A 19774-nucleotide genomic window follows, 5' to 3' on the forward strand; every position below is an offset into this window, starting at 1 on the left:
GGTGGGTGTTTGCTCACTATTGGTGGTGTGAGAGGGTTTTGGTGGGTTTTCATAGTGCTCCGGGTGCTTTTGGTGTTGTCTCCCCGTTGGTGTGGGGGCGGCCGGCGGGGTCCTTACAGTTTCCGCCGGAGGCCTGGCAGCGGGTGCAGTGGGCCTGGCAGAGGTGGTTGAGCCGTCACGAGGGGCTGGCCCGGGGGCTGTTACGGCTGTCTCGGATCAGTCAGCGCATCACGATCGTGTTGCTGGTGGTGGCTGTGCTGGTGGTGCCGCGCCTGGCTGCTGCGATGGTGCCGACGCTCTGGATGCTGGCCTGTCTGGGGGTGATGGTGCTGCTGTCACGCACTCGCACCATCTCGTGGCGGGCGGTGAGTGTCATGTTCTCGGTGAGTGTGCCGTGGGCGCTGGTGGTGGCTAAGGCTACGGAGCTGGTTGCCGCCAGTGGCGGGATGTCGACGAGTGACGACGGAACGAGCATTGCTCTGGCGGCCTTTGTGGAGGAGCCGGGCAAGCTGGTGCCGCTGGTGGTGGTGGCTTTGGTGGCACCGGGGCGGGCGCGGCGCCTGGCGGCGGTGGACTGGGCGTTGCTGGGTTACGCGGCCGGGGCGGGTTTCACTGCGGCTGAGGACGGCGCCAGGCGTCTAGCGCCTCAGGGGATGCTGGCTTCTTTGCTGGGTGGTGATAAGGGTCTGGACTACTCGCTCAACGCCTGGACGGCCGGGTCCTTCCGCCTGTGGAACAGTGACGGCCTGTTAGGTCGGTTCATGGCCGGCGGGGGGCCGAGCCCGCTGGCGGTGGGTCATCACGTGTCCACGATGACGGTGGCGATGGCGGTCGGCTTGGGGATCGTCCTGTGGCGCACCGGCAGGCCGTTGGGGCGGGTGGTGGCCTGGGTGCTGCCTGCCGTAGCGCTGGTGCAGGTGGTGGTGGATCACGCGGCCTACAACGCCTCGGTGGCCTCCTTGACCTCGGTGTCCTGGCTGGACTCGGACGACCCGGCCGTCTACTGGCTGGGTGCGGTGTGGCAGGTCTCGGGGCGGGGCAACAATGCGATCGCCTACTCGGTGGTGCTGTTCGGCCTGTGCCTGCTGGCCGATGCCCGCAGGCGCCTGCGCACCGGAGCCCTGGGGGTCACTGCTGGCGAGGCGCCCAGGGCGCCCTCCGTGACGGCGATCGGGGGACCGGCTTTTGTGCGGGCTCCGATCGAGGCCGTCGCGGCGCTGGTGGCCTACTCCTACAGCGATCTGGTCGTTATCGCCCGTGGCTACGCCGACCGGCGCATGACCCGCTCCCAGCGCATGATCGAGGGCCGTCTGACCGCTGCCCAGGTGATGGAAACGCGCCGTGACGCCATGGCGGCCACCACCCCCGGGTTCGAACCCGCGGCACGCCGCGTCTTCGCTCTCATCACAATCGTGGTCTCGGCCCTCATAGGGCTGGTGTGTCTGTGGTGCGGTGTGGTGGTTGCTCAGGCGATTGGCTCGTCGCTGCTGTTCGGCGGCAGTGACTCTGGGTTCTTCGCCGGCCTGCTCGACGAGCTGGCGACGTGGTGGGACTCCCTGGGCCCCATGGGTCAGCTCCTGGTCACGGCGCTGGGTGTGATGCTGCTGATGTCAGCCGGTTCCACCTTCGCCCTGGCTATGGGAGCCGTCGGAGTCCTGACCTGGGCCGCGGCCCACGGCCACGGCCTAGCCTCCTTCATCCACAACCCTGCAGCGGCGACCTCCTCATACCTCAGCAACGTCACCGCAGGCCAGCTAGCCTGGGACCTGTTCGACTTCGCTCTGACCTTCATCCCAGGCTCAGTACTCGGGGCCGGCGCCCACACCATCGCCCGCACCACCGCCAGGGACATGGCCGCCACCCGCACCGCCCTGAGACAAGGAGGCAAGAAAACAGCCCAAGCCACCGAACAAGCAACAGCCAGAACCGAAGCCAGATCAGCCGCCGCAGGCAGTAGAGGCACCCCACCAAAGAGAAACGGAAGACAAGGTAGCGGCGGAAAGCCACGCCCCGGAGGCCCGTTCCCCGACGTTCAGAGCGTTCGGGGACTTTCAAAGGAGGAGGCACTCAAAATCATTCCTGAGGACTGGATCAGAGATATACCGCGAAAGGAACCCAATGGAATGAGATTCAGAAACCCTCACGTCAAGGGAGAAGTGATTATATATGAACCAGGCAGCCCAACAGCGAGGGACCCACTTCACGGAGGCCCCTACCTCCGCGTATCGGAAAGTGGAGAAACTTACAGAATTCCCCTGAAAGGAAATCCAGCACTATGATTGATCCTACTGTTCTAGAAGTGCTTTTTATGGGATTCGAAGGGGAAACGAGCGCTTTTGAGGCATTCAATGCAGTACGAAAAATGGAGAACCTCGACACCAACTCGGCTACCATAAGAACCTGCGAAATCCTAACGCAACTAACCGCGCTCAACTGGATTAACCTATGGCTAGGAAATCCCTACACAAGGGCCCCAGAGCCTCATCCTGGCGACCCAAACGGGACCGACATAGTCACCAGCGAGAGAGTGCGTTCCATGGACGACCCAGATGGCCGCATGCTGGTGTATGACATTACTGCTGACGGCGAAGTTATCATTGGAGAAGAAATGGGCGTTAAACGCAGCCGCACAACCCCCTCCGAATAAACCGTCTTTTAGGTTGACAATTTAACGGAAAGAGATTTTTCGACACGGACCGCCATCCCTAAAAGCTTCACTCACTCCAATTCACCTTCATCCGTTGGCTTTGCCGCCCCTTGATTCACCTTTCGACACCGATTCACTCGGCACCGCCTCAGTGGTCGTACTCGCGGTGGACGCCGCCTCCGACGCTGGCCGCCAGGATGCCGCGGCCACGGGCCAACAGCCGAGCTCCCTTAGCAGCATGCTGAGGACTGCCGATGAGGGTTCCGCCGGCGGTTCGCAGGCCGCCGACGACGATGCGCACCAGGCCACCGGCCGCGGCCTTGGCCCGGATGGCCGGCTGAGCCCCGCCACCGGCCAGCGCCAGCTCCACGCGCACCGAGGTGGCGGCATGGGAGCGCTGCCGTCGCAGGATCCAGGGGCGGGTGAGGCGCGAGGCCGGCACGTGGTCGCGCACGCGCGCCTCATCGCACCAGCGGATGACTCCGCCGGCGGCGCTCAGCCGGCGGGTGAAGAGCGTGTCCTCTCCCCCAGTGGCGCCGAAGGCCTCATCGAAGCGCAGCCCGGCCCGGCGCACGAAACCCAGGTCCAGCAGCAGGCAGTTGGAGGCCGCCACTGGGCGGACCGTGCCGGTGGGCCAGGTCCTGCGCACGAAGAACTCGCCCTGACGCACCCACGCCTCGGGCTCGACCTCGTAGGCGGGGATGACGGGTCCGGCCACCGCCTGGCAGCCGGTCGAGGCCCACAGCCCCACGAGGGCGGCGAGCCAGCCGGGCTCGGGCTCCTCGTCGTCGTCGATGAAGACGAGCAGGTCGCGCCCACCGGTCTCGTCCAGGGCGCGGTTGCGCACCGCCGCCACACCGGGCCTCTCCTCGATGACGTAGCGCAGGCCCACGCCCCCGGGCTCCTCCGAGCCCTCCGCTGAGGAACGCACCGGTACCCCGGCGTCGGCCGCTGCGGCGAGGGCGGCCTCGTGCCCGGTGCCCTGGGCGTCGTTGTCGATGACGAGGACCTCGACGTCGCTCACGCCCCTCCCGGCTCCTCCATCCACGTCCGCCGCACCCGCGGCATCGCCCTCGGGTTCTCGGGCCTCGGCACCCACGCCGCCGACCAGCGCACCGGCCTGCTCCAGGACCCCGCTGACGGCCCGTTTGAGGTCCTGCGGGCGGCGGAAGGTGGGGATGGCGATCGTCAGCCGGTTCATGCGCTCCTCCTGCCGGGGCGTGCTGTGCTCCTCCGGCGCCGGGGGCGTCCGTACTCGCGCACGTGGACACCCAGAGCGCCCACCACCATGCCCAGTCCCCCGCGCGAGGAGACCTCGTAGCGGGCCTGGGCGGGCACGTCACCGCGGATGCGGGCCACGCCGGCCCGTGCCCCGTCGATTCCGGCCTTGGCCAGCCCCTTGGCGCCGTAGCCCAGGCGCAGCCTGAGGCGCGCGAGCCTGCCAGAGGCACCGCCGTCGGCGGGCCCGGCCGTGTCGATGCGCACCCGGGCCCAGGACGAGCCCGAGCGCAGGGAGCGCTCCAGCACCCAGGTGCGCCGGGCGCGGGCCGCGGGCACGCGCTTGGTGACCACCGCCCCGGCCGCGAAGCGGATGACGCCGCCGGCGCGGGTGAGCTGGCGGGTGAACAGGGAGTCCTCACCGCCGGTGAGCCCGTAGCGCGGGTCGAAGCGCAGCCCCAGGTTTTCGACGACGGCCAGATCCAGGAGCAGGTTGCCGGTGTCGGCGCTGCGGACCTGGGCCCCGTCGGCGGCCTCCCAGGAGTCGAAGGCGCCTGAGGCGACCACCCACGCCGAGGGGTCGACCTCGAAGGTCGGCGGCGTGGGGCCGGTGACGGCGGCGCAGCCCTGGGCGCGCCAGGTGCTCACGAGGGCCTTGAGCCAGCCCGGTGAGGGGATCTCGTCGTCGTCGATGAAGACGAGGGCGTCAGAGCCGTGGGCCTGGCTGAGGGCCCGGTTGCGGCCGGCCACGATGCCCGGCTCGGGCTCGTGAACGTAGACCAGCCGCGACGTCACCGCCGCGTCCAAGTCAGCCGCCCCAGACGATTCCACCGCCTCCGACTGCTCGCCAGCCAGCGCCGCCCGGGCGGCCTCGACGACGGCCCTCGCCCCGGCCTGCGGGTCGTTGTCCACAATGAGCACGCTCGCCGTCGTCTGCGCATCACAGACGTCGTCGGTCTGCGCCAGCAGCTCGGGGATCACCTGCGCGAGGTAGTCGTTGCGGCGGTAGGTGAGCATCGCGATGGTCAGGTGCACGTCCAGCCCGTCCTTCCTCCCGCCTGCCGGCGGATCGCGGCCTCATATCAGGGTCTAACGGTACTATCACGAAGCGGGTGCGCCCCACGGTGGGAGCACCCGAGCCACGACGTCGTCCCGCACCCGGAAGGCTCCTGCTCCGATGACCTCCACCCCTGACCCCGCCCAGGGCGCCGAGACCCCCGAGGCCGCCGATCCGACCGGCCCCGCCACCGGCGCCCCCGCCCAGGCCGTCGAGATCACCGAGGCCTCCGAGGCTCTCTCCGGCGGCGAACTGCTTTCGCGCACGGCGGTCATCGTCGTCAGCTACGACTCGGCGGCGCTGCTGGAGCGCACGCTGGCGCGTGTGGTCGAGGACTCCCCCGAGGCCCGCATCATCGTCGTCGACAACTACTCCACGCCCGCCGCCCGCGAAGAACTGGTGGCACTGGCCTCCTCGCGGGGCTGGGAGGCGGTCCTGCCGGAGACGAACACCGGCTTCGGCGGCGGCATGAACCTGGGGGCGGCCCGGGCGCGCGAGCTCGGCGCCGACCTGCTGGTCCTGCTCAATCCCGACGCCGTCATCGCCCGGGCCGACCTCATCCGCCTGGCGGCCAGGGCGCACGCGGACCGGCTCGCCCTGGTGGCACCGGTGCTCAAGGACTCCAGTGGCCGCATCGTCTCCGACGGGATCGTCGTGTGCCTGGCCGACGGCTCGATGCGCTCGCGCCGCTCACCGCGCCCGATTCCCCCCGGCGGCACCCAGCCGTGGCTCTCGGGGGCCTGCCTGGCGCTGTCGGCGGACCTGTTCGAGGCCGCCGGCGGCCTGGACGCGCGCTACTTCCTGTACTGGGAGGACGTGGACTTCTCCGCCCGGGTGCTGGCGGCCGGGGGCAGCCTGGCCCTGGTGCGCGACGCCGTGGCCGTCCACGATGAGGGCGGCACCCACTCCGAGGACGACCAGTCCGACCGCGCCAAGTCGGACATCTACTACTACTACAACGTGCGCAACCGGCTGCTGTACGCGGGGCTGCACCTGGATCGGGCCACGCAACGCCGGTGGGTGGCCACGGCGGGCCGGGCCGCCCGAGAGATCGTCCTGCGCGGCGGCAGGCGCCAGCTCCTGAGTACTCGCCGCCCGCTCATCACAGCGGCGCAGGCCACCCGTGACGGGATGAGGCTCCTGCGTGCCGCCCGCCGCGGAGAGCTGCCCGACGTCGATGTCCCCCTCATCCGCGACTGACTCAGCCGGAGCCGAGGCGTCCCGCTGCCGGCGCGATGCCGACGGCGGGAGGCCTCGGTCTGTCCGCCCGCCTCACAGGTAGTGGGCGCGCAGCTCCTCAGGGCTCGTCGGGGACAGGTCGGCGAGCGTCACGTCGAAGACGGTGCGCGCACCGGTCTCACCGCGGGCGGCCATCCTGGCCACCGCTCGCGCCGTGGCGACCAGGACCGAGCCGGTGAACTCCGGGTTGGAGTCGAGCTGGAGCTCGAAGCTCACGGTCTCGGCCACGCCCTCGGAGGTGTGCCCGCGGCGGATGACGGAGCCGCCGTGCGGGATCCCGGCGTGCTCGGCTGCCAGCTCCTCGGCGGTGATGAAGGTGACGGTGGTGTCGTAGTCGGCGAAGTAGTTGGGCATCTCCACGATCTCCCGCTCGATGCGGGCCCGGTCGGCACCCTCCTCGGCCACCACGTAGCAGTCGCGCGTGTGCATGGAGCGGGTGGTCAGCTCGACGTCGTCGCCGGCCTTGACGGCGGCAACGGTGGCCTCCACCGGGCGGGTGTATTGCTTGGCGTCGACGACGCCCTCGATGCGGCGCAGGGCATCGGAGTGCCCCTGGGAGACACCGGGCCCCCAGAAGGTGGTGGTGGCGCCGTCGGGCAGGACGGCCTCGCCCAGGACCCGCAGCATGGAGAACAGGCCCGGGTCCCAGCCGGCGGAGATCAGGGCGACGTGGCCCGAGGCCTTGGCGGCGGCGTCGACAGCGGCGAAGTGCTCGGGGATGCGGGCGTGGGTGTCGAAGGAGTCGACCGTGTTGAACAGGGTGGCGGCGGCCGGGGTCTGCTCGATCAGGTCAGTGGCCGAGCCTCCGCAGTTCAGGCAGACATCGACCTTGTCGGCCCAGGCGGCCATGTCGTCGACGTGGGCGACGGGCGCCCCCTGGGTGGTGACGCTGTCCGGGTCACGCCGGGTGAAGACGACGGCGACCTCCATGTCCGCGTTCTTGGTGATGGCCTGCTCGACACCGCGGCCGAGGTTGCCGTATCCGTTGATCGCTACCCTGAGCATGGTTCCTCCTAGTGGGTTCTCACTACAAGGATGATCCTAGGGACGCTCCGTGTTGCCTGCGTGTGACATGTCGGGAAGTGGCCGTCTCCTGGACGCCTCCTCGCGGCAGGCAGCGAAACGGGGCGGGCCGGGAAGATCAGCTCTTCCCGGCCCGCCCCGTATGCGCGCTGCGCTCGACGGCGTCAGTGCTGCTTGATGGTGACCTTGTCGACCGACAGGGTGACGGTCTCAGGCCCGGCCGAGCCGGACATGTAGGTGGTCAGCCCCACGGTTCCGGCCTCGTTGAGGGTCTTGTCGTTGTCGACGGCCTCGATCCCCCACTCGGCGGGCTCGGCATCTCCGGCCCAGAGCTTGGTCTGGATGTTGGTCGACTCCGCGCCGTCAACCACCATGCGCAGGTGGAGCGGCTGACCGGCCGTGTAGGGCTGCTTCATCACGTAGGAGCCCAGGGAGGTCTCCTTGCCCTTGACCACGCGCGAGACCGTGACCACCGGGTTGCCGGTGCTGCCGATGCGGACCGTGGCCTGGTACTGGCCGGCCTTGGTGGTGCGGGCGGCGTAGGAGATGAAGGCTCCGTTTCCGGTGGGCACCGCGTCCAGGGAGAAGTCCACGACGGCGTCGGTGGAGGTCGACTTGACCGGGTCGGAGATGATGGAGGCCGAGGAGCGCGGACCGGCCATGGCGATGCGGCCGCTGGTGCCGTCGACGGAGAATGCCGCGGCGTTCCAGGTGGTCTTCCACTCACCGCCGGCCTGGGCCTTGCCCCAGCCGCCGTTCACACTGCGCTCGAAGGAGTCGTCCAGCAGGGCCTTGCCCTCGGGCTGCTTGCCCTTGTCCTTACCGGCGTTGTCCTTGCCGTTGCCCTTGTCCTTGCCGGCGTTGTCCTTACCCTTGTCGTCGCCCTTGTCCGGCTCGACCTGCTTGCCGGTGGCGGCGGTGTAGTGCTCGCCGATCTGGCGCGCCGACAGCGGGGTGCTGTAGACGGCGGCCTCGTCGATGTCGGCCTGGATGTTGGTGTTGGAGGGCTGGCCGTTGACACCGCTGAGGGCGTCCCCGCCGATGCGCCAGTAACCGGAGTAGCTCTGCCCCGCGGTCATGGCGCCGTCGAAGGCGGCAAGGTTGCCGTCCACGTAGAGCATGGCGCCGGCGGTCGGGCTCAGAGAGGCCACGATGTGGTGCCACTGCCCGTCGTTGTAGCTCTTGGGAGTGGTGATGGTGGTCAGCTTGCCCGGGTAGAGCATGAAGCTGAGCGTGCCGTCATTGCGCATGTACACCATGCGGTCACGGCTCCACGACTGGTTGGCCGCGGAGGAGCCGTAGCCCATGATCTCTCCGCCCGAGGTCGAGGTCGTGCGGACCCATGCCTCCATGGAGAAGGCGGTGGGGGCCTGGGAGGCGACGCGCGTCGCGGCGTGCGACTTGTTGGCGCTGTCCGAGGTCAGGCCGAGCGAGGCGCCCGAGCCCAGGACGGACCCGGCTCCGCGCTTGTAGGCCTTGCCGCGAATCGTCAGGTTGCGCTGGGCCACGAAGTCCTCGGCCTTGTCGCCGCTGGTCTCGTCGAAGGACCAGTAGTGGGCGGCGCCGTCGGCCAGGACACGGGCGCCGTACTTGCTCAGCCCCTGGCCCTCAGCGGCCTTGACCGTCACCCAGTCCGAGACGGTGGAGGCCCCCCACTGGTCGGTCACCTGGACCCGGTAGCGGTGCGTGCTTCCGGGCTCGACGACGTCGGTGGCGCTCAGGTCGGAGCGCTCCCAGAAGCCGGCGGTCGCGGTCTGACTGGTGACCGGCTGACCGTTCATGGCGTCACGGTAGACGTTGTAGGTCAGGGTCTTGTCGTCCCGGTCCCAGTTGGCCTTGAAGGACAGGGAGACGACCCCGGCGCGCGGCGAAGTGCCGGAGACCTTGAAGGCACCGCCCTTGTCCATGGGCCCCTGCTTGTTCGGGGCGATGTCGCGGCGGGCGAAGCGCACCAGTCCCTGCTGGGCGGTGCCATTGACGGCCAGGAACTCGCCGCCGTAGACGACGTACTTGTCGTTGCCCTCAACGGTCCAGGTCGCCTGGATGGCGCCGGAGATCTTGCCCGGCGTGAAGTCGGGGTAGAAGTTGAGGTTCGTGGTGGCGTTCTGGCCGGCGTAGTTCTTGTAGCCCGCGCCGTGGTTGTCCTCCACGGTTCCAGTGGCGGCGTTCGTATAGGCCACCGCGTTGTGGTAGTGGTACGAGACGTCCGGGAAGCCACCGATGTTGGAGCAGTCGTGGGAGTGGCTGGCGGCGTAGACGACGTCGCCGGCGGGCAGGACGTCATAGGAGTCGCCGTGGCAGTCGGCCATGTAGTCGATGTCGCCGGTGACCCAGTTCAGGCGCATGACGCCCTCGAAGGTGCCCAGCCGGGAGTAGCTCGCCGCGTACAGGCCGTGCTCATCGGCCTTGACGCTCATGACGGAGGCCTCGGCGCCGGCGCCGCGAACCACGCTGGAGGCGTTGTTCTTGCGCAGGCTGCCGTCCTTCTCGAAGATGGCGATCCCGTGACCGGGCTTGTCGCTGCCACCGACGGACTCGAAGGCGCCACCGATGGCCACGGCCGAGCCGTCAACAGCCTCGACGATGCTGCGCACGTAGTAGTTGTCGATCTTCGGTGCGAAGTTCGTCAGCTGCTGGCTGCCCAGGTTGAGTGCCGCGACGCGCTGACGGGCCGAGGAGTTGATCTGGGTGAAGGCGCCACCGATGTAGAGGGTCTGTCCGTCGGGGGAGACGCTCAGGGCCTTGACGCTGCCGTTGGCCGCGGCGCCCAGCGGGGCGCGCTGACCGTCGGAGGCCCTGACCGCGCCAACGCGCCATGCGGTCTGGTTGTTCAGTGTGGTGAACTCCCCGCCCAGGTAGAGGGTCTGGCCGTCAGCGGAGGCGGCAATGGCGTTGATGGTGCCGTTGGTGGTGGGGGCCCAGTTGAGGATCTCACCGGTGTTGATGTTGTAGGCCATCGCGTTGCTGCGCGGGGACTCGTTCTGGCCGGCCGGCGATCCTGCCGGCCTGACCGCGGAGAACTTCCCGACGGCGTAGACGATGTCGCCGACCACGACCTGGTCCCAGACGATGCCATTGATCTGGGCGGTGGGCAGGGCGTCGGCGGAGACGGTGCTGGGAGTACCGGCGGCGCCGGCTGGGGCAGGGGCCGGGTCCGCGGCGGCAGGGGAGGCCGGAGCGAGCGTAACGGCACCGAGGGGAACGAGAGCCGCGGCCAGCAGGCCGCTCAGGAGTCGGCGGGGGAGCTTCACAGGTATTCCATTCAGAACATACTCAGATCACGGACACGCAACCTTACGAATGGCTGGTATTCCGCGCCCGGCACGGGTCGACGGGCGCGCTCATCGTACACCGTCGACAACTTACGCACCCCCGTTTTGGTGCACACCACAGAGCAGAACAAATCCGCCAGACACTGACCCTTCGTTCAAATCCCGCCACACTCCGAGCATTTCAAGGACTGCGGGGCACTCATAAGTACCCACCATTGGAGTCACCTTCTATATAGACGCGACTCAGGTTGCCTTCGGCGCCAGCTCGTCTCATGTCACAGCGAAGCAACGACGCAGACCCCAGAGCCGAGCCGCCCGAACGGACCATCCCGCACGCCGAGGCGCCGTCCGGCACTCACTTTCATGAGTGCCGGACGGCGCCTGGAGCAGACCCGTGGAAGAGGAGTCAAGCCTTCGAGGGCCTACCCCCGATCAGCCAGCGGACCCCCGGAAGGTGGCGGCCCCACGGCCCGCCCCCAGGTCCACGACGACCTTGACATTTCCGCGCCCATCCGCCGGAATGACGAAGGCTCGATTAACAGTCACCGTCTGACCGGCCGCGAGCGTGGCAGGGACCGCGTCCGAGGCCGATACGATCTCACTGGCGGGCGTACCAGCACCCTCACCGTAGTTGACGGTAGTGGACAGCACACTGGCCAGCGGCAGGTCCTGGCCGGACTTGTTCGTCACCGTCACCGGAACCAGGACTCCAGCACCTCCCACCTCGCCGGGCCCGCTGGCGAAGTCCTTCGCCTGCATCTGCCCCAGGGAGATCACCAGGTCTCCGTCAACACGGACGGACTTGTCCAGGCCCACCTCGGGGTACTCATCCTTCGACAGATCACCGGTCTCGACGGCCTTGGGGTCGATCGAGGATGCGTCCGGAGTGGAGACATCCTCCGAGGGGGAGGCAGGCGCCGCCGTCGGCTTCGCGGTCTGGACCGTCGGGGTGGCGACGTTCGTGGGGGCGGCCTCAGCGGAGGCCGAGCCACTGGCAGAGGCTGCGGCCGAGGCGGAGGGACTGGCAGTGCTCTGAGACTTTCCGCCTCCGCAGGCGGCCAGTCCCAGACCCAGCACCAGGACAGCGGGAAGGATCAGCATTCGAGTTCGTGACACGTGCCGAAGCGTACGACCTCCGTCGCGCGCTGCAACGCCCTCAGGGGCCACTGAGTTGGGAAGCACACCACCACCGACGATAGAACCGGAGGATTCAGGAGATACGCCGTGCGGGTCCGCAGACCGAACGGTTCTCATGGCCATCATCACCACTCATCGTCCTGGTTGTCCCAGCCGCCCTGGCCCCAGCCGCGCTGGTTGTTGCCCCAGCCGCCCTGGCCCCAGCCGTCCTGGTTGTCCCAGTCGTCCTGGTTGTCCCAGTCGTCCTGCTTCTTCTTGTCCTTCTTGTCCTTGCCGTTGTCACCGTCATCGTTGTTGCCGTTGTTACCGTTATTGCCGTTGTTGGCATCCTCGTTACCGGGCTCAGCGGCGTTGGCGTCGCCCCCACTAGCGGCGAAGCGCACGAGCCCCTGCTGCTTGGTGCCGCTGACCGCGAGGAACTCACCGCCGTAGACGATGTACTGGCTGTTGCCCTCAACGGTCCACACGGCCTGGCTCAGACCGCTGTACTCGCCGATCTGGAACCCGGGCAGGAAGCCGCTGTACTGCGTGGGGGCGGGCATTCCCGAGTAGTCGCTGTAGCCGCGAGCCGTGTTGGAGCGCACGGTACCCGTCGCCGTGCTTGAGAAGCCGACGGCGTGATGGTAGGTACCACTCTGCTCCCCATCGGAGAAGCCACCGATGTTGCTGCAGTCGTGAGTGTGGCTGGCGATGTAGACGACGTCGTTGGTGGGCAGCACGTCATAGGTGTCGCCGTGGCAGTCGGCCATGAGGTCGATGTCCCCGGTGGTCCAGCTGGCGCGGAACATCCCCTCGAAGGTCCCCTCCTGGGAGTATCCGGTGCCGTAAAGGCCTCGGGAGTCCGACTTGAGGCTCATGATGCCGGAGTTCGAACCCGCGTTGCGGATGACGCTGGAGATGTTGGTGTGCCGCAGAGAACCATCCTTCTCCAGAACGGCGATTCCATAGGCGTCGGACGATCCGTCCACCGAGGTGAAGGAGCCGCCGATCGCCACAGCGGAGTTGTCAGCGGCCACCGTGATGGAACGAACCAGGGAGTCGTCGACCTGGGGGGCGAAGCTGGTGACCTTGTTCGTCTTGAGATCCACAGCGCCGGCGCGCTGTCTCGCCGAGGAGTTGATCTGGGTGAAGGAACCGCCCAGGTACAGGGTGGAACCGTCGGGAGACAGCTCCAGATCCATGACCGTACCGTTGGCCGAGGCCCCCAGCGGCTTGCGCTTGCCTGCAGCGTCCACCGCCGCCACCCGGTAGACGGACTCATCGTTGACGGAGGTGAAGTTGCCGCCGAGGTAGATGGTGGAGCCGTCGGCCGAGGCCTCGACCGCATTGATCTTGCCATTGACCTTGGGCGCCCAGTCCAGCAGCGCACCGGTCGTGATGTCGAAGGCCATGGCGTTGTAACGAGGAGACTCGTTCTCGCCGGCTGCCGCCCCTGCCGGGCGGGCGTTCTTGAACTCCCCGACGACGTAGACGGTATTGCCCACCACCGCCTGGTCCAGAACGATGCCGTCCATCTGAGCCGTGGGCAGAGGCTGCGGGGAGGCGAGAGCGACCTGCCCCGCGGCAGCGGCCGGGGGCGCAACAGTAGGGGCGACGAGCGCACCAAGGGCGAGGGGGAGGGCGGTCAGGACCGCCCCCACACTGGAGGCAGCACGGAAAGGATGCACGAGTGCTCCGTTCTTAAGACGTGAGGGAACGTGGGTAAGTGGCGCGGACAGACGGGGCGGCCTCACCGCAGCGAGGCCGGCGCCGGTCACGAGAGTATTACAGCGATAACGCTTTGATAACGACTCCGGGATCCTTTCTTCCAGGTCCCGTTGTGCAATCAATCACTCCTCGCGCGAGGGGGTGCGCCCCACCCACCTTTCTCACAGATAGACTCTCATTAACCGCCGCGCGGTTCCACACCCGATTCTTGGCTGGAATGCTCAGCGCTTGCCCAGGTGGTGTGGACCAGTCGAAGGCGATCCCTCCACCATGGTTCTAGCGCATCACCAGCGCGGCACCCCGAACCCGCACTCCAGGGCACCAGAGGTATTCACGTGACGCCCCTTCGGCGCATGCCGGCGGTCGCCTGCCCCTAGACTGCTGACAGGGTGTACCGGGCAGGCGCGGTACCACGAGCCCGTAGGCGCTCCGCGGGAACCCCTGCGAACTCAAGGGCAAGAGCCCAAGCCCGCCTCCTCGCCCATTGCCTCATCGCCATCACCACCACCATCACCGCCTCCCCATCCGCCTCGTCGATGATCCTCCGCCGTCACCGTGACCGGCAGTCGCATCGAAGAGGACCTTTAGTTCCCATCCCTGAGCGGCCCCGCCGCCCTTCGAAAGGACTCCGTTGACTGCTGTGAACCCGGACAGGCTCCGTATCGCCATGATCGGGACGCGAGGCGTCCCCGCCCGCTACGGAGGTTTCGAGACCGCCATCGAGGAGGTCGGCCGGCGCCTGGCCGACCGCGGCCACCAGGTCCTCGTCTACTGCCGCAACCCCGAGCCGGACACCCCGCTGCCCAACACCTACCTGGGGATGCGACTGGTTGAGCTGCCCTCGGTGAAGAACCGCAGCCTGGAGACCCTGTCACACACGGCCCTGTCAGTGGCCCACATGCTGCGCCGCACCCACCCGGACGCGGCCTTCGTCTTCAACGCCGCCAACTCCCCCTTCCTGCCGGCTCTGCGCGCCGCACGCATTCCGGTGGCCACGCATGTCGACGGTCTGGAGTGGCGCCGCGGCAAGTGGGGCCCCACCGGCAAGCGCTACTACCGCGCCGCCGAGGCCCTGGCGGTGCGTTACTCCGACGCACTCATCGCCGACGCCCAGGGCATCGCCGACTACTACACCGAGGAGTTCAACGCCCCCACCGACCTTCTCGCCTACGGGGCGCCCCGCATCAGCGCCGACACCTCGCGCCTGGCCGAGCTGGACCTGAACCCCAAGGGCTTCCACCTGGTGGTGGCCCGCTTCGAGGTGGAGAACCACGTCGACGTCATCGTGGAGGGCTACGTGCGCTCCGGGGCGACGCTGCCCCTGGTTGTCGTCGGCTCGGCCCCCTACGCCGACGACTACACCACCCGCATCGAGTCCCTGGCCGACGGCCGGGTTCGCCTGCTCGGCGGCCTGTGGGACCAGGATCTGCTCGACGCCCTCTACTCCGGCGCCCTGGTCTACTACCACGGCCACTCCGTGGGCGGCACGAACCCATCCCTCCTGCGCGCCATCGGCGCCGGGGCCGCGGTGGACGCCTTCGACGTCTCCTTCAACCGCGAGGTCCTGGGCGAGGCCGGCCGCTACTGGACCACGCCCGACGACGTGGCCGCCCTGGTCGTCTCCGCCGAGTCCGACGTGGAGGCCCAAACCGCGCGCGGCGAGGAGTCCCGCAAGCGTGCGGCCCTCTACGACTGGGACGAGGTGGCCTCCGGCTATGAGGCCCTTGCCCGACGCCTCGCGCTCGAGGGCCCGGTCCGCCGTCGTCCCTCCGGACGCCGCACCGGGAAGGCGGGCTGGTGAGCCGGGGCGGGGCGGCCAGCGCCCGCAGCAGTGCCGCCCGAGTCCTCGTGGCCCATCCCTCCCCCGACCTGTACGGCTCGGACTGGCAGCTGGTGGAGACCATTCACGGACTCATCGAGACCGGCCACGAGGTCCTCGTGGCCCTGCCCCAGGACGGCCCCCTGGTGGCAGTGCTGCGCAACGCCGGCGCCCGCGTGGCCGTCATGCCCTTCACGGTCCTGCGCAAGGCCCTGCTGAGCCCCACCGGTCTGGCGAGGCTCTCCGCTCAGGCCGCCCCGGAGATCGCCCGCCTGCGGTCGGTCATCCGTGCCAGCCGCGCCGACGTGGTTCTCAGCAACACGGTGACCATCCCCTGGTGGCCAGTGGCCGCGAGCGCAGCCGGCGTGCCGGTGCTGGCCCACGTGCATGAGGCCGAGGACACCCAGCGCCGGATCATCCGCGCCGGGCTCAACGCCCCGCTGCTGGCGGCCTCCCGAATCGTGGCGAACTCCGGGGCGGCCCGCGACGCACTCCTGGACGCCCAGCCGCGACTGGCCTCACGCACGGAAGTGGTCCACAACGGGGTCGCCGGACCCGACCGGCCTCTGGAGCCCCTGCGCCCCAGGCAGCCCGGGGACTCATTCCGGGTCGCCATGGTAGGGCGCCTGTCCCCGCGCAAGGGTGTGGACGTGGCTCTCGACGCCGTCGGGCTGCTGCGCAGCTCTGGAGTGGATGCCTCCTTGAGCGTGTGCGGCTCGGTCTTCCCCGGTTACGAGTGGTACGAGGCCGAGCTGCGTGAGCGCGCCGGTCGGGCGGACCTGGAGGGGCACGTCGAGCTGCTGGGTTACGTGCACCCCACCTGGCCGGTGCTGGAGGCCGCCGACGCCGTCGTCGTGCCCTCCCGGGCGGAGCCCTTCGGGAACACGGCAGTCGAGGCGATGCACGCGGCCCGGCCGCTGGTGGCCTCCCGGGTCCAGGGTCTGGCCGAGGTCGTCACCGATTCGGCCACCGGCCTGCTCGTGCCCGCCGACGACGCTCAGGCCCTGGCTGATGCCCTGGGCTCCCTGGCGGCCGACCCGAACCTGGCGGCCCGGCTCGCCGAACAGGGTGAGCGCGAGGCCGCCGAGCGCTTTTCCGTGGCCGGGTATCGCGCCACGATGACGCGGATCGTTGACGATCTCGTCAGGCGCTGAGTCCCTGGTTCGCCGGGTCGGGCGGGAGCACCCATCCCGCCCGACCCCGCCGGCTGACCGACCGGAGGGCCGTCAGCGCTGGGCGGGGCGCAGCGGGTCCTCGGCCAGCCCCAGGGAGAGGCTGAACTCGCCGTCGAGGGGCTGGTCGGGCCGTTCGAAGGGGACGACGCCGTTGCACAGGAAGACGGCCATCTCCACGAAGCTGGAGAAGGAGGCCCCGATGAGGTGCTGGGAGCTGGCCAGCAGGTAGAGGTCGACCAGGCCCGAGCGCACGCCCTTGACGGTGTTGTATCCGCCTTTGTCTGTCAGGAAGACGCAGCCGTCGAACTCTCCGGCCAGCTGCTTCTGGGCCTCGGGGGTGTCGCAGGACAGGAAGAAGGGGACGTCGGGGTGGTCGGCGCGGATCTGGCGCATCCGGTTGGCGAACCACTCCACCGGTGAGGACTCGATGGTCTTGGCGTGGGAGACCGCGTGGGTGCGCACCTGGATGCCGACGTAGGGGCGTCCCCGCAGGTGGGCGTCGTAGAGGGAGCGGACTTCATCGGCGATCTCGTCGACGGGGGTGAGCTCGCGCAGCCGCTCGGTCCAGGGGCGCGGCCCGGCGGACGCCGTCCCCTCCGAAGCGCTCCCCTTCCAGGCCGGGTCCTCCCAGGTGACGGGCAGGCCGTGGGAGTGGATCTGCCACAGGTGGCGGCGGCGCAGGTCGGAAGTGATCCGAACGCCCTTGGGCTGGCGGTACCGGGCCACGGGCAGGAGCGCCCGGGAGGTCAGGCGCGATGCGGAACTGCCCCCTTCGAATCGCCACAGCTCATCCATCCGAGGGCCGAAGTACTCATCGGTGCTCCACACGTAGTAGAGGTCGCGGTCCTCGACCCGGGCGAGCTCCTGGGCAGACAGCAGCGCACGCACACGGTTGCCCAACCCGTCCTTGCGTCCCGTATAGACCAGTAGCGCCTTGCGGCCGGTTAGCAGAGCCATAAGATTCCTTAACAGATATGAGGGGGAATAGATGGAGATCTCAGCGGGAGTGCCGGTGATCGGTTCGCCGTAGTCCGTCACGGGCCGACCGCACCAGGCCCGATGAGGGCCGACGACGAAGGGCTACTGGAGGTCGTTGCGCAGGTCGCGGTACCACTTGGGCAGGGCCAGCGCCACGTAGCCCGCGTAGCCCAGGAGCATGATGCCGTACACCCACAGGAAGACCGTGGGCGCGAAGCGGGTCATGAGCACGAAGCACATGAGGCCGTAGTCCGTCGGAGCCGACAGAACCGACTTGAGGATGCCCGGTCGGGACTCATCCTTGGCCAAGGGAGTCCCGCCGTGATAACGCAGCTGATACGTCAGGATGTAACTGAAGAAGTGAATATTTTGAACCGCCCCGAATGCCAGCGGAATAAGCAGGACCGAGGGAGGCAATTCCGCAAAACGGAACAGCGAGATCGCAATAGCGCCGTGAATTGTCGAGAGCTTAATAACGTCAGCGACATGGTCGAGCCATTCACCGGCTTTGGATCCGCCGTTGCGCAGTCTCGCCAGCTGTCCGTCAGCGGCGTCGAGGGCGTATCCGAACATGAGCAGCAGGGCGGTCGCCACGGCGGACACGACTGTGGGACGCCACAGGGCGATGAGGGCGATGCCACTGTAGGTGCACAGCGCCGACAGGACCGTCACCTGGTCCGGGGTCGCGCCCAGCCGGTGGGCGATCGCGGCCAGAACCCGCCCCGCGGGACGGTTGATGATGCGGGAGTAGAGGGGGGCACCGGCCTTGGACTTCTGAGCCCGGGACAGGGCCCTGATGTTCTCGGCAATGGTGGGGGAACCAGCAGGGGAGCTCATGAGGCTTCTCCTTGAGCGGGGCCCGGGGAACCGGGCCGGGTGTTGGACAGATGAGGAACGGCGAGATGAGGGAGTCGGGGGACGTGGGGCAGCGGTCGGGCGTGGGGGCGCGGCGCCGGCTCCCGGGCTGCGCGAGCCGGCTCAGCACCGGCGGCCGACGAGGAGGGGCTCACTGCTGGGCCAGTTCTCGACGACGCCTGGCCACGTCCCGGCGCACCCACCAGGCATACGGGAGGATCTGGCACAGGACCACCGAGATCACCGAGCCCAGGATAGGCCCGGCGGCGTCGAAGGGCCCAATGAGGACCCAGGAGATGGCGAGATTCATCGGCACCAGGATGAGCACCGGAATGACCTGGAACTGCAGGCCGCGCGGGTCGGTCATGTACATGCCCAGCGGCTGCTTGCCAGCCTCGACGGCGACGTAGGCGGCGAAGGCCCACACGAGCACGGAGGGCAGAACGACCTCTCCTCCAGACATGACCCGAGCGGCCCAGGGCGTGATGGCGACGAGGACAAGAGCCAGGAGGAAGCCACCCCCGCTGAAGGCGATGGCCGGTTTGAAGGGACTCTCGACGCGCTTGTCAGCCCGGGCTCTGGCGAACATGGGCCACATGGCGACACCGGCCGCCATGACGGTCTGGGTGAGCATGTTGAACAGCCTGTTGGCCAGGCCGTACTCAGCCAGGGCCTGGGATTGCCCCAGGTGGGACAGAAGGAGCTGGTCGGTCTGGAAGGCGATCGGGATGGCCAGGGACTGCAGCAGCTGGGGGCCCGCGGTGTTGACGATGCGCACGCCGCGCACGCTGCGCAGCCGCGGCACATCCTTGAGAGCCTCCCTGAACAGGGGGCGGGTGGCACGCCAGGCGACGACGATGCAGATGACCGACACCAGGGCGTTGGCGATGTAGGAGTAAATGGACACGGCGTTGCCGCGCCCCAGGCCGGTGACAATGGCCAGCAGCAGGAAGCAGGACATGGCCGGCGAGACGACCCCCTGACTGATGACCTGCGTGGCCGAGCGCCCCAGCCCGATGATGACCCGCTGCCCCACGGACAGCGGCAGGGCCGCGGCGTAGATGATGAGACAGACGGTGGCGGTGGGCCCGCCACCCTCCATGAGCTTGCCCCCCAGCAGCCCGGGCCAGGCACCCAGCAGCATGACAACGATGCCGACGGTGCTGATGACCAGGGCGGAGCCGAGCAGTACCCGGACGGCGGTGGTGATCGTGCGCCGCACGGTCGAGTCGTGGGCCGGGTCGTTCGAGCTCGCCACCGTGTTGAGGATGACCGCGCCGATGCCCAGGTCGGTGAAGGGCATGAGGGTGGGGAAGGTGGCCAGCAGGTTGTACTGGGCGAAGGCGTCGGCCCCGAAGTGCCTGATGATGAGGCTGCTGTTGACCAGGCCGAAGACGCCGGACACCCCCATGACCACCACCTTGGCCACGGCTGTGGTTCCCACAGACGACCAGCTGGCGCCCGACGACGACCCCCGCCTGAGGACCCCGCCGAGCCGCCGCAGCGGAAAACACCGAGAGCCGCGGGACACGGCCGCTCCATCACTCACCTCGACCGCCGAGATGCCTGCGGCGACTGAGCTATCGGCAGGTCGCCCACACTCAGCGGCGCCCGTCGGGGCAGCACCGTCCGCCGACTGCGCCTCGG

At 68.6% G+C, this 19774-nt stretch carries 14 protein-coding genes; 5 read left to right on the forward strand and 9 right to left on the reverse strand.

The window, feature by feature from the left end; genetic code table 11:
- The first annotated feature begins 167 nt into the window (after positions 1-167).
- Both HW274_RS11170 and HW274_RS11175 read left to right on the forward strand, forming a co-directional pair.
- A complete protein-coding gene (locus tag HW274_RS11170; protein ID WP_185988820.1) occupies positions 168-2279 on the forward strand; it encodes a protease PrsW in 2112 nt (703 codons plus the stop codon).
- Positions 2276-2647, forward strand: coding sequence for a hypothetical protein (locus tag HW274_RS11175; RefSeq protein WP_144020856.1), 372 nt, complete (start codon positions 2276-2278; stop codon positions 2645-2647). Before HW274_RS11170 ends, HW274_RS11175 begins: the two co-directional genes overlap by 4 nt.
- Positions 2648-2795: 148 nt before the next feature.
- On the opposite strand, the gene HW274_RS11180 is transcribed toward HW274_RS11175, so the two are convergent.
- Together HW274_RS11180 and HW274_RS11185 are read right to left on the reverse strand one after the other, a co-directional pair.
- A complete protein-coding gene (locus HW274_RS11180) occupies positions 2796-3848 on the reverse strand; it encodes a glycosyltransferase family 2 protein (protein WP_075255302.1) in 1053 nt (350 codons plus the stop codon).
- On the reverse strand, positions 3845-4900 hold the full coding sequence (locus HW274_RS11185; protein WP_075255303.1) for a glycosyltransferase family 2 protein: 1056 nt from the start codon (positions 4898-4900) through the stop codon (positions 3845-3847). Before HW274_RS11185 ends, HW274_RS11180 begins: the two co-directional genes overlap by 4 nt.
- Positions 4901-5042: 142 nt before the next feature.
- Here HW274_RS11185 and HW274_RS11190 point away from each other — a divergent pair, with 142 nt between their 5' ends.
- The gene (locus tag HW274_RS11190) at positions 5043-6122 is read left to right on the forward strand and encodes a glycosyltransferase family 2 protein (RefSeq protein WP_075255304.1); all 1080 of its coding nucleotides are present in this window, start codon (positions 5043-5045) and stop codon (positions 6120-6122) included.
- 72 nt (positions 6123-6194) lie between these two features.
- Here the strand turns inward: HW274_RS11190 and HW274_RS11195 are convergent, their stop codons facing one another.
- The 4 genes from HW274_RS11195 to HW274_RS11210 form a co-directional block, all read right to left on the reverse strand.
- The gene (locus tag HW274_RS11195) at positions 6195-7166 is read right to left on the reverse strand and encodes a diaminopimelate dehydrogenase (protein ID WP_075255305.1); all 972 of its coding nucleotides are present in this window, start codon (positions 7164-7166) and stop codon (positions 6195-6197) included.
- A 182-nt stretch (positions 7167-7348) separates the two neighbouring features.
- Entirely contained in the window at positions 7349-10435 is a 3087-nt protein-coding gene (locus HW274_RS11200) for a LamG domain-containing protein (protein ID WP_075255306.1), read from the reverse strand.
- 453 nt (positions 10436-10888) lie between these two features.
- Positions 10889-11572 (reverse strand): hypothetical protein, encoded by a 684-nt coding sequence (locus tag HW274_RS11205; protein ID WP_256692578.1) that lies wholly within the window; start codon positions 11570-11572, stop codon positions 10889-10891.
- 146 nt (positions 11573-11718) lie between these two features.
- Positions 11719-13260 carry a hypothetical protein gene (locus HW274_RS11210; RefSeq protein WP_185988821.1) on the reverse strand — a complete coding sequence of 514 codons (1542 nt, stop codon included), beginning with the start codon at positions 13258-13260 and terminating at the stop codon, positions 11719-11721.
- 707 nt (positions 13261-13967) lie between these two features.
- On the opposite strand from HW274_RS11210, the gene HW274_RS11215 reads away from it, so the two are divergent.
- Together HW274_RS11215 and HW274_RS11220 are read left to right on the forward strand one after the other, a co-directional pair.
- Positions 13968-15101 carry a DUF1972 domain-containing protein gene (locus HW274_RS11215; protein ID WP_075255310.1) on the forward strand — a complete coding sequence of 378 codons (1134 nt, stop codon included), beginning with the start codon at positions 13968-13970 and terminating at the stop codon, positions 15099-15101.
- Entirely contained in the window at positions 15098-16273 is a 1176-nt protein-coding gene (locus HW274_RS11220; RefSeq protein WP_075255309.1) for a glycosyltransferase family 4 protein, read from the forward strand. The genes HW274_RS11215 and HW274_RS11220 overlap by 4 nt, the downstream gene beginning before the upstream one ends.
- 72 nt (positions 16274-16345) lie before the next feature.
- Here the strand turns inward: HW274_RS11220 and HW274_RS11225 are convergent, their stop codons facing one another.
- The 3 genes from HW274_RS11225 to HW274_RS11235 all read right to left on the reverse strand — a co-directional run bounded on the left by HW274_RS11225 (position 16346) and on the right by HW274_RS11235 (position 19538).
- Positions 16346-17251: a NodZ family protein gene (locus HW274_RS11225; protein WP_075255000.1), complete on the reverse strand. Its 906-nt coding sequence runs from the start codon at positions 17249-17251 to the stop codon at positions 16346-16348.
- Positions 17252-17374: 123 nt separating this feature from the next.
- Entirely contained in the window at positions 17375-18109 is a 735-nt protein-coding gene (locus HW274_RS11230; RefSeq protein ID WP_065362626.1) for a CDP-alcohol phosphatidyltransferase family protein, read from the reverse strand.
- Between the two features lie 169 nt (positions 18110-18278).
- Positions 18279-19538 carry an oligosaccharide flippase family protein gene (locus HW274_RS11235; RefSeq protein WP_075255001.1) on the reverse strand — a complete coding sequence of 420 codons (1260 nt, stop codon included), beginning with the start codon at positions 19536-19538 and terminating at the stop codon, positions 18279-18281.
- Between the last annotated feature and the right edge of the window lie 236 nt (positions 19539-19774).

It is taken from the genome of Actinomyces sp. oral taxon 169, assembly GCF_013394715.1.
Classification (GTDB): domain Bacteria; phylum Actinomycetota; class Actinomycetes; order Actinomycetales; family Actinomycetaceae; genus Actinomyces.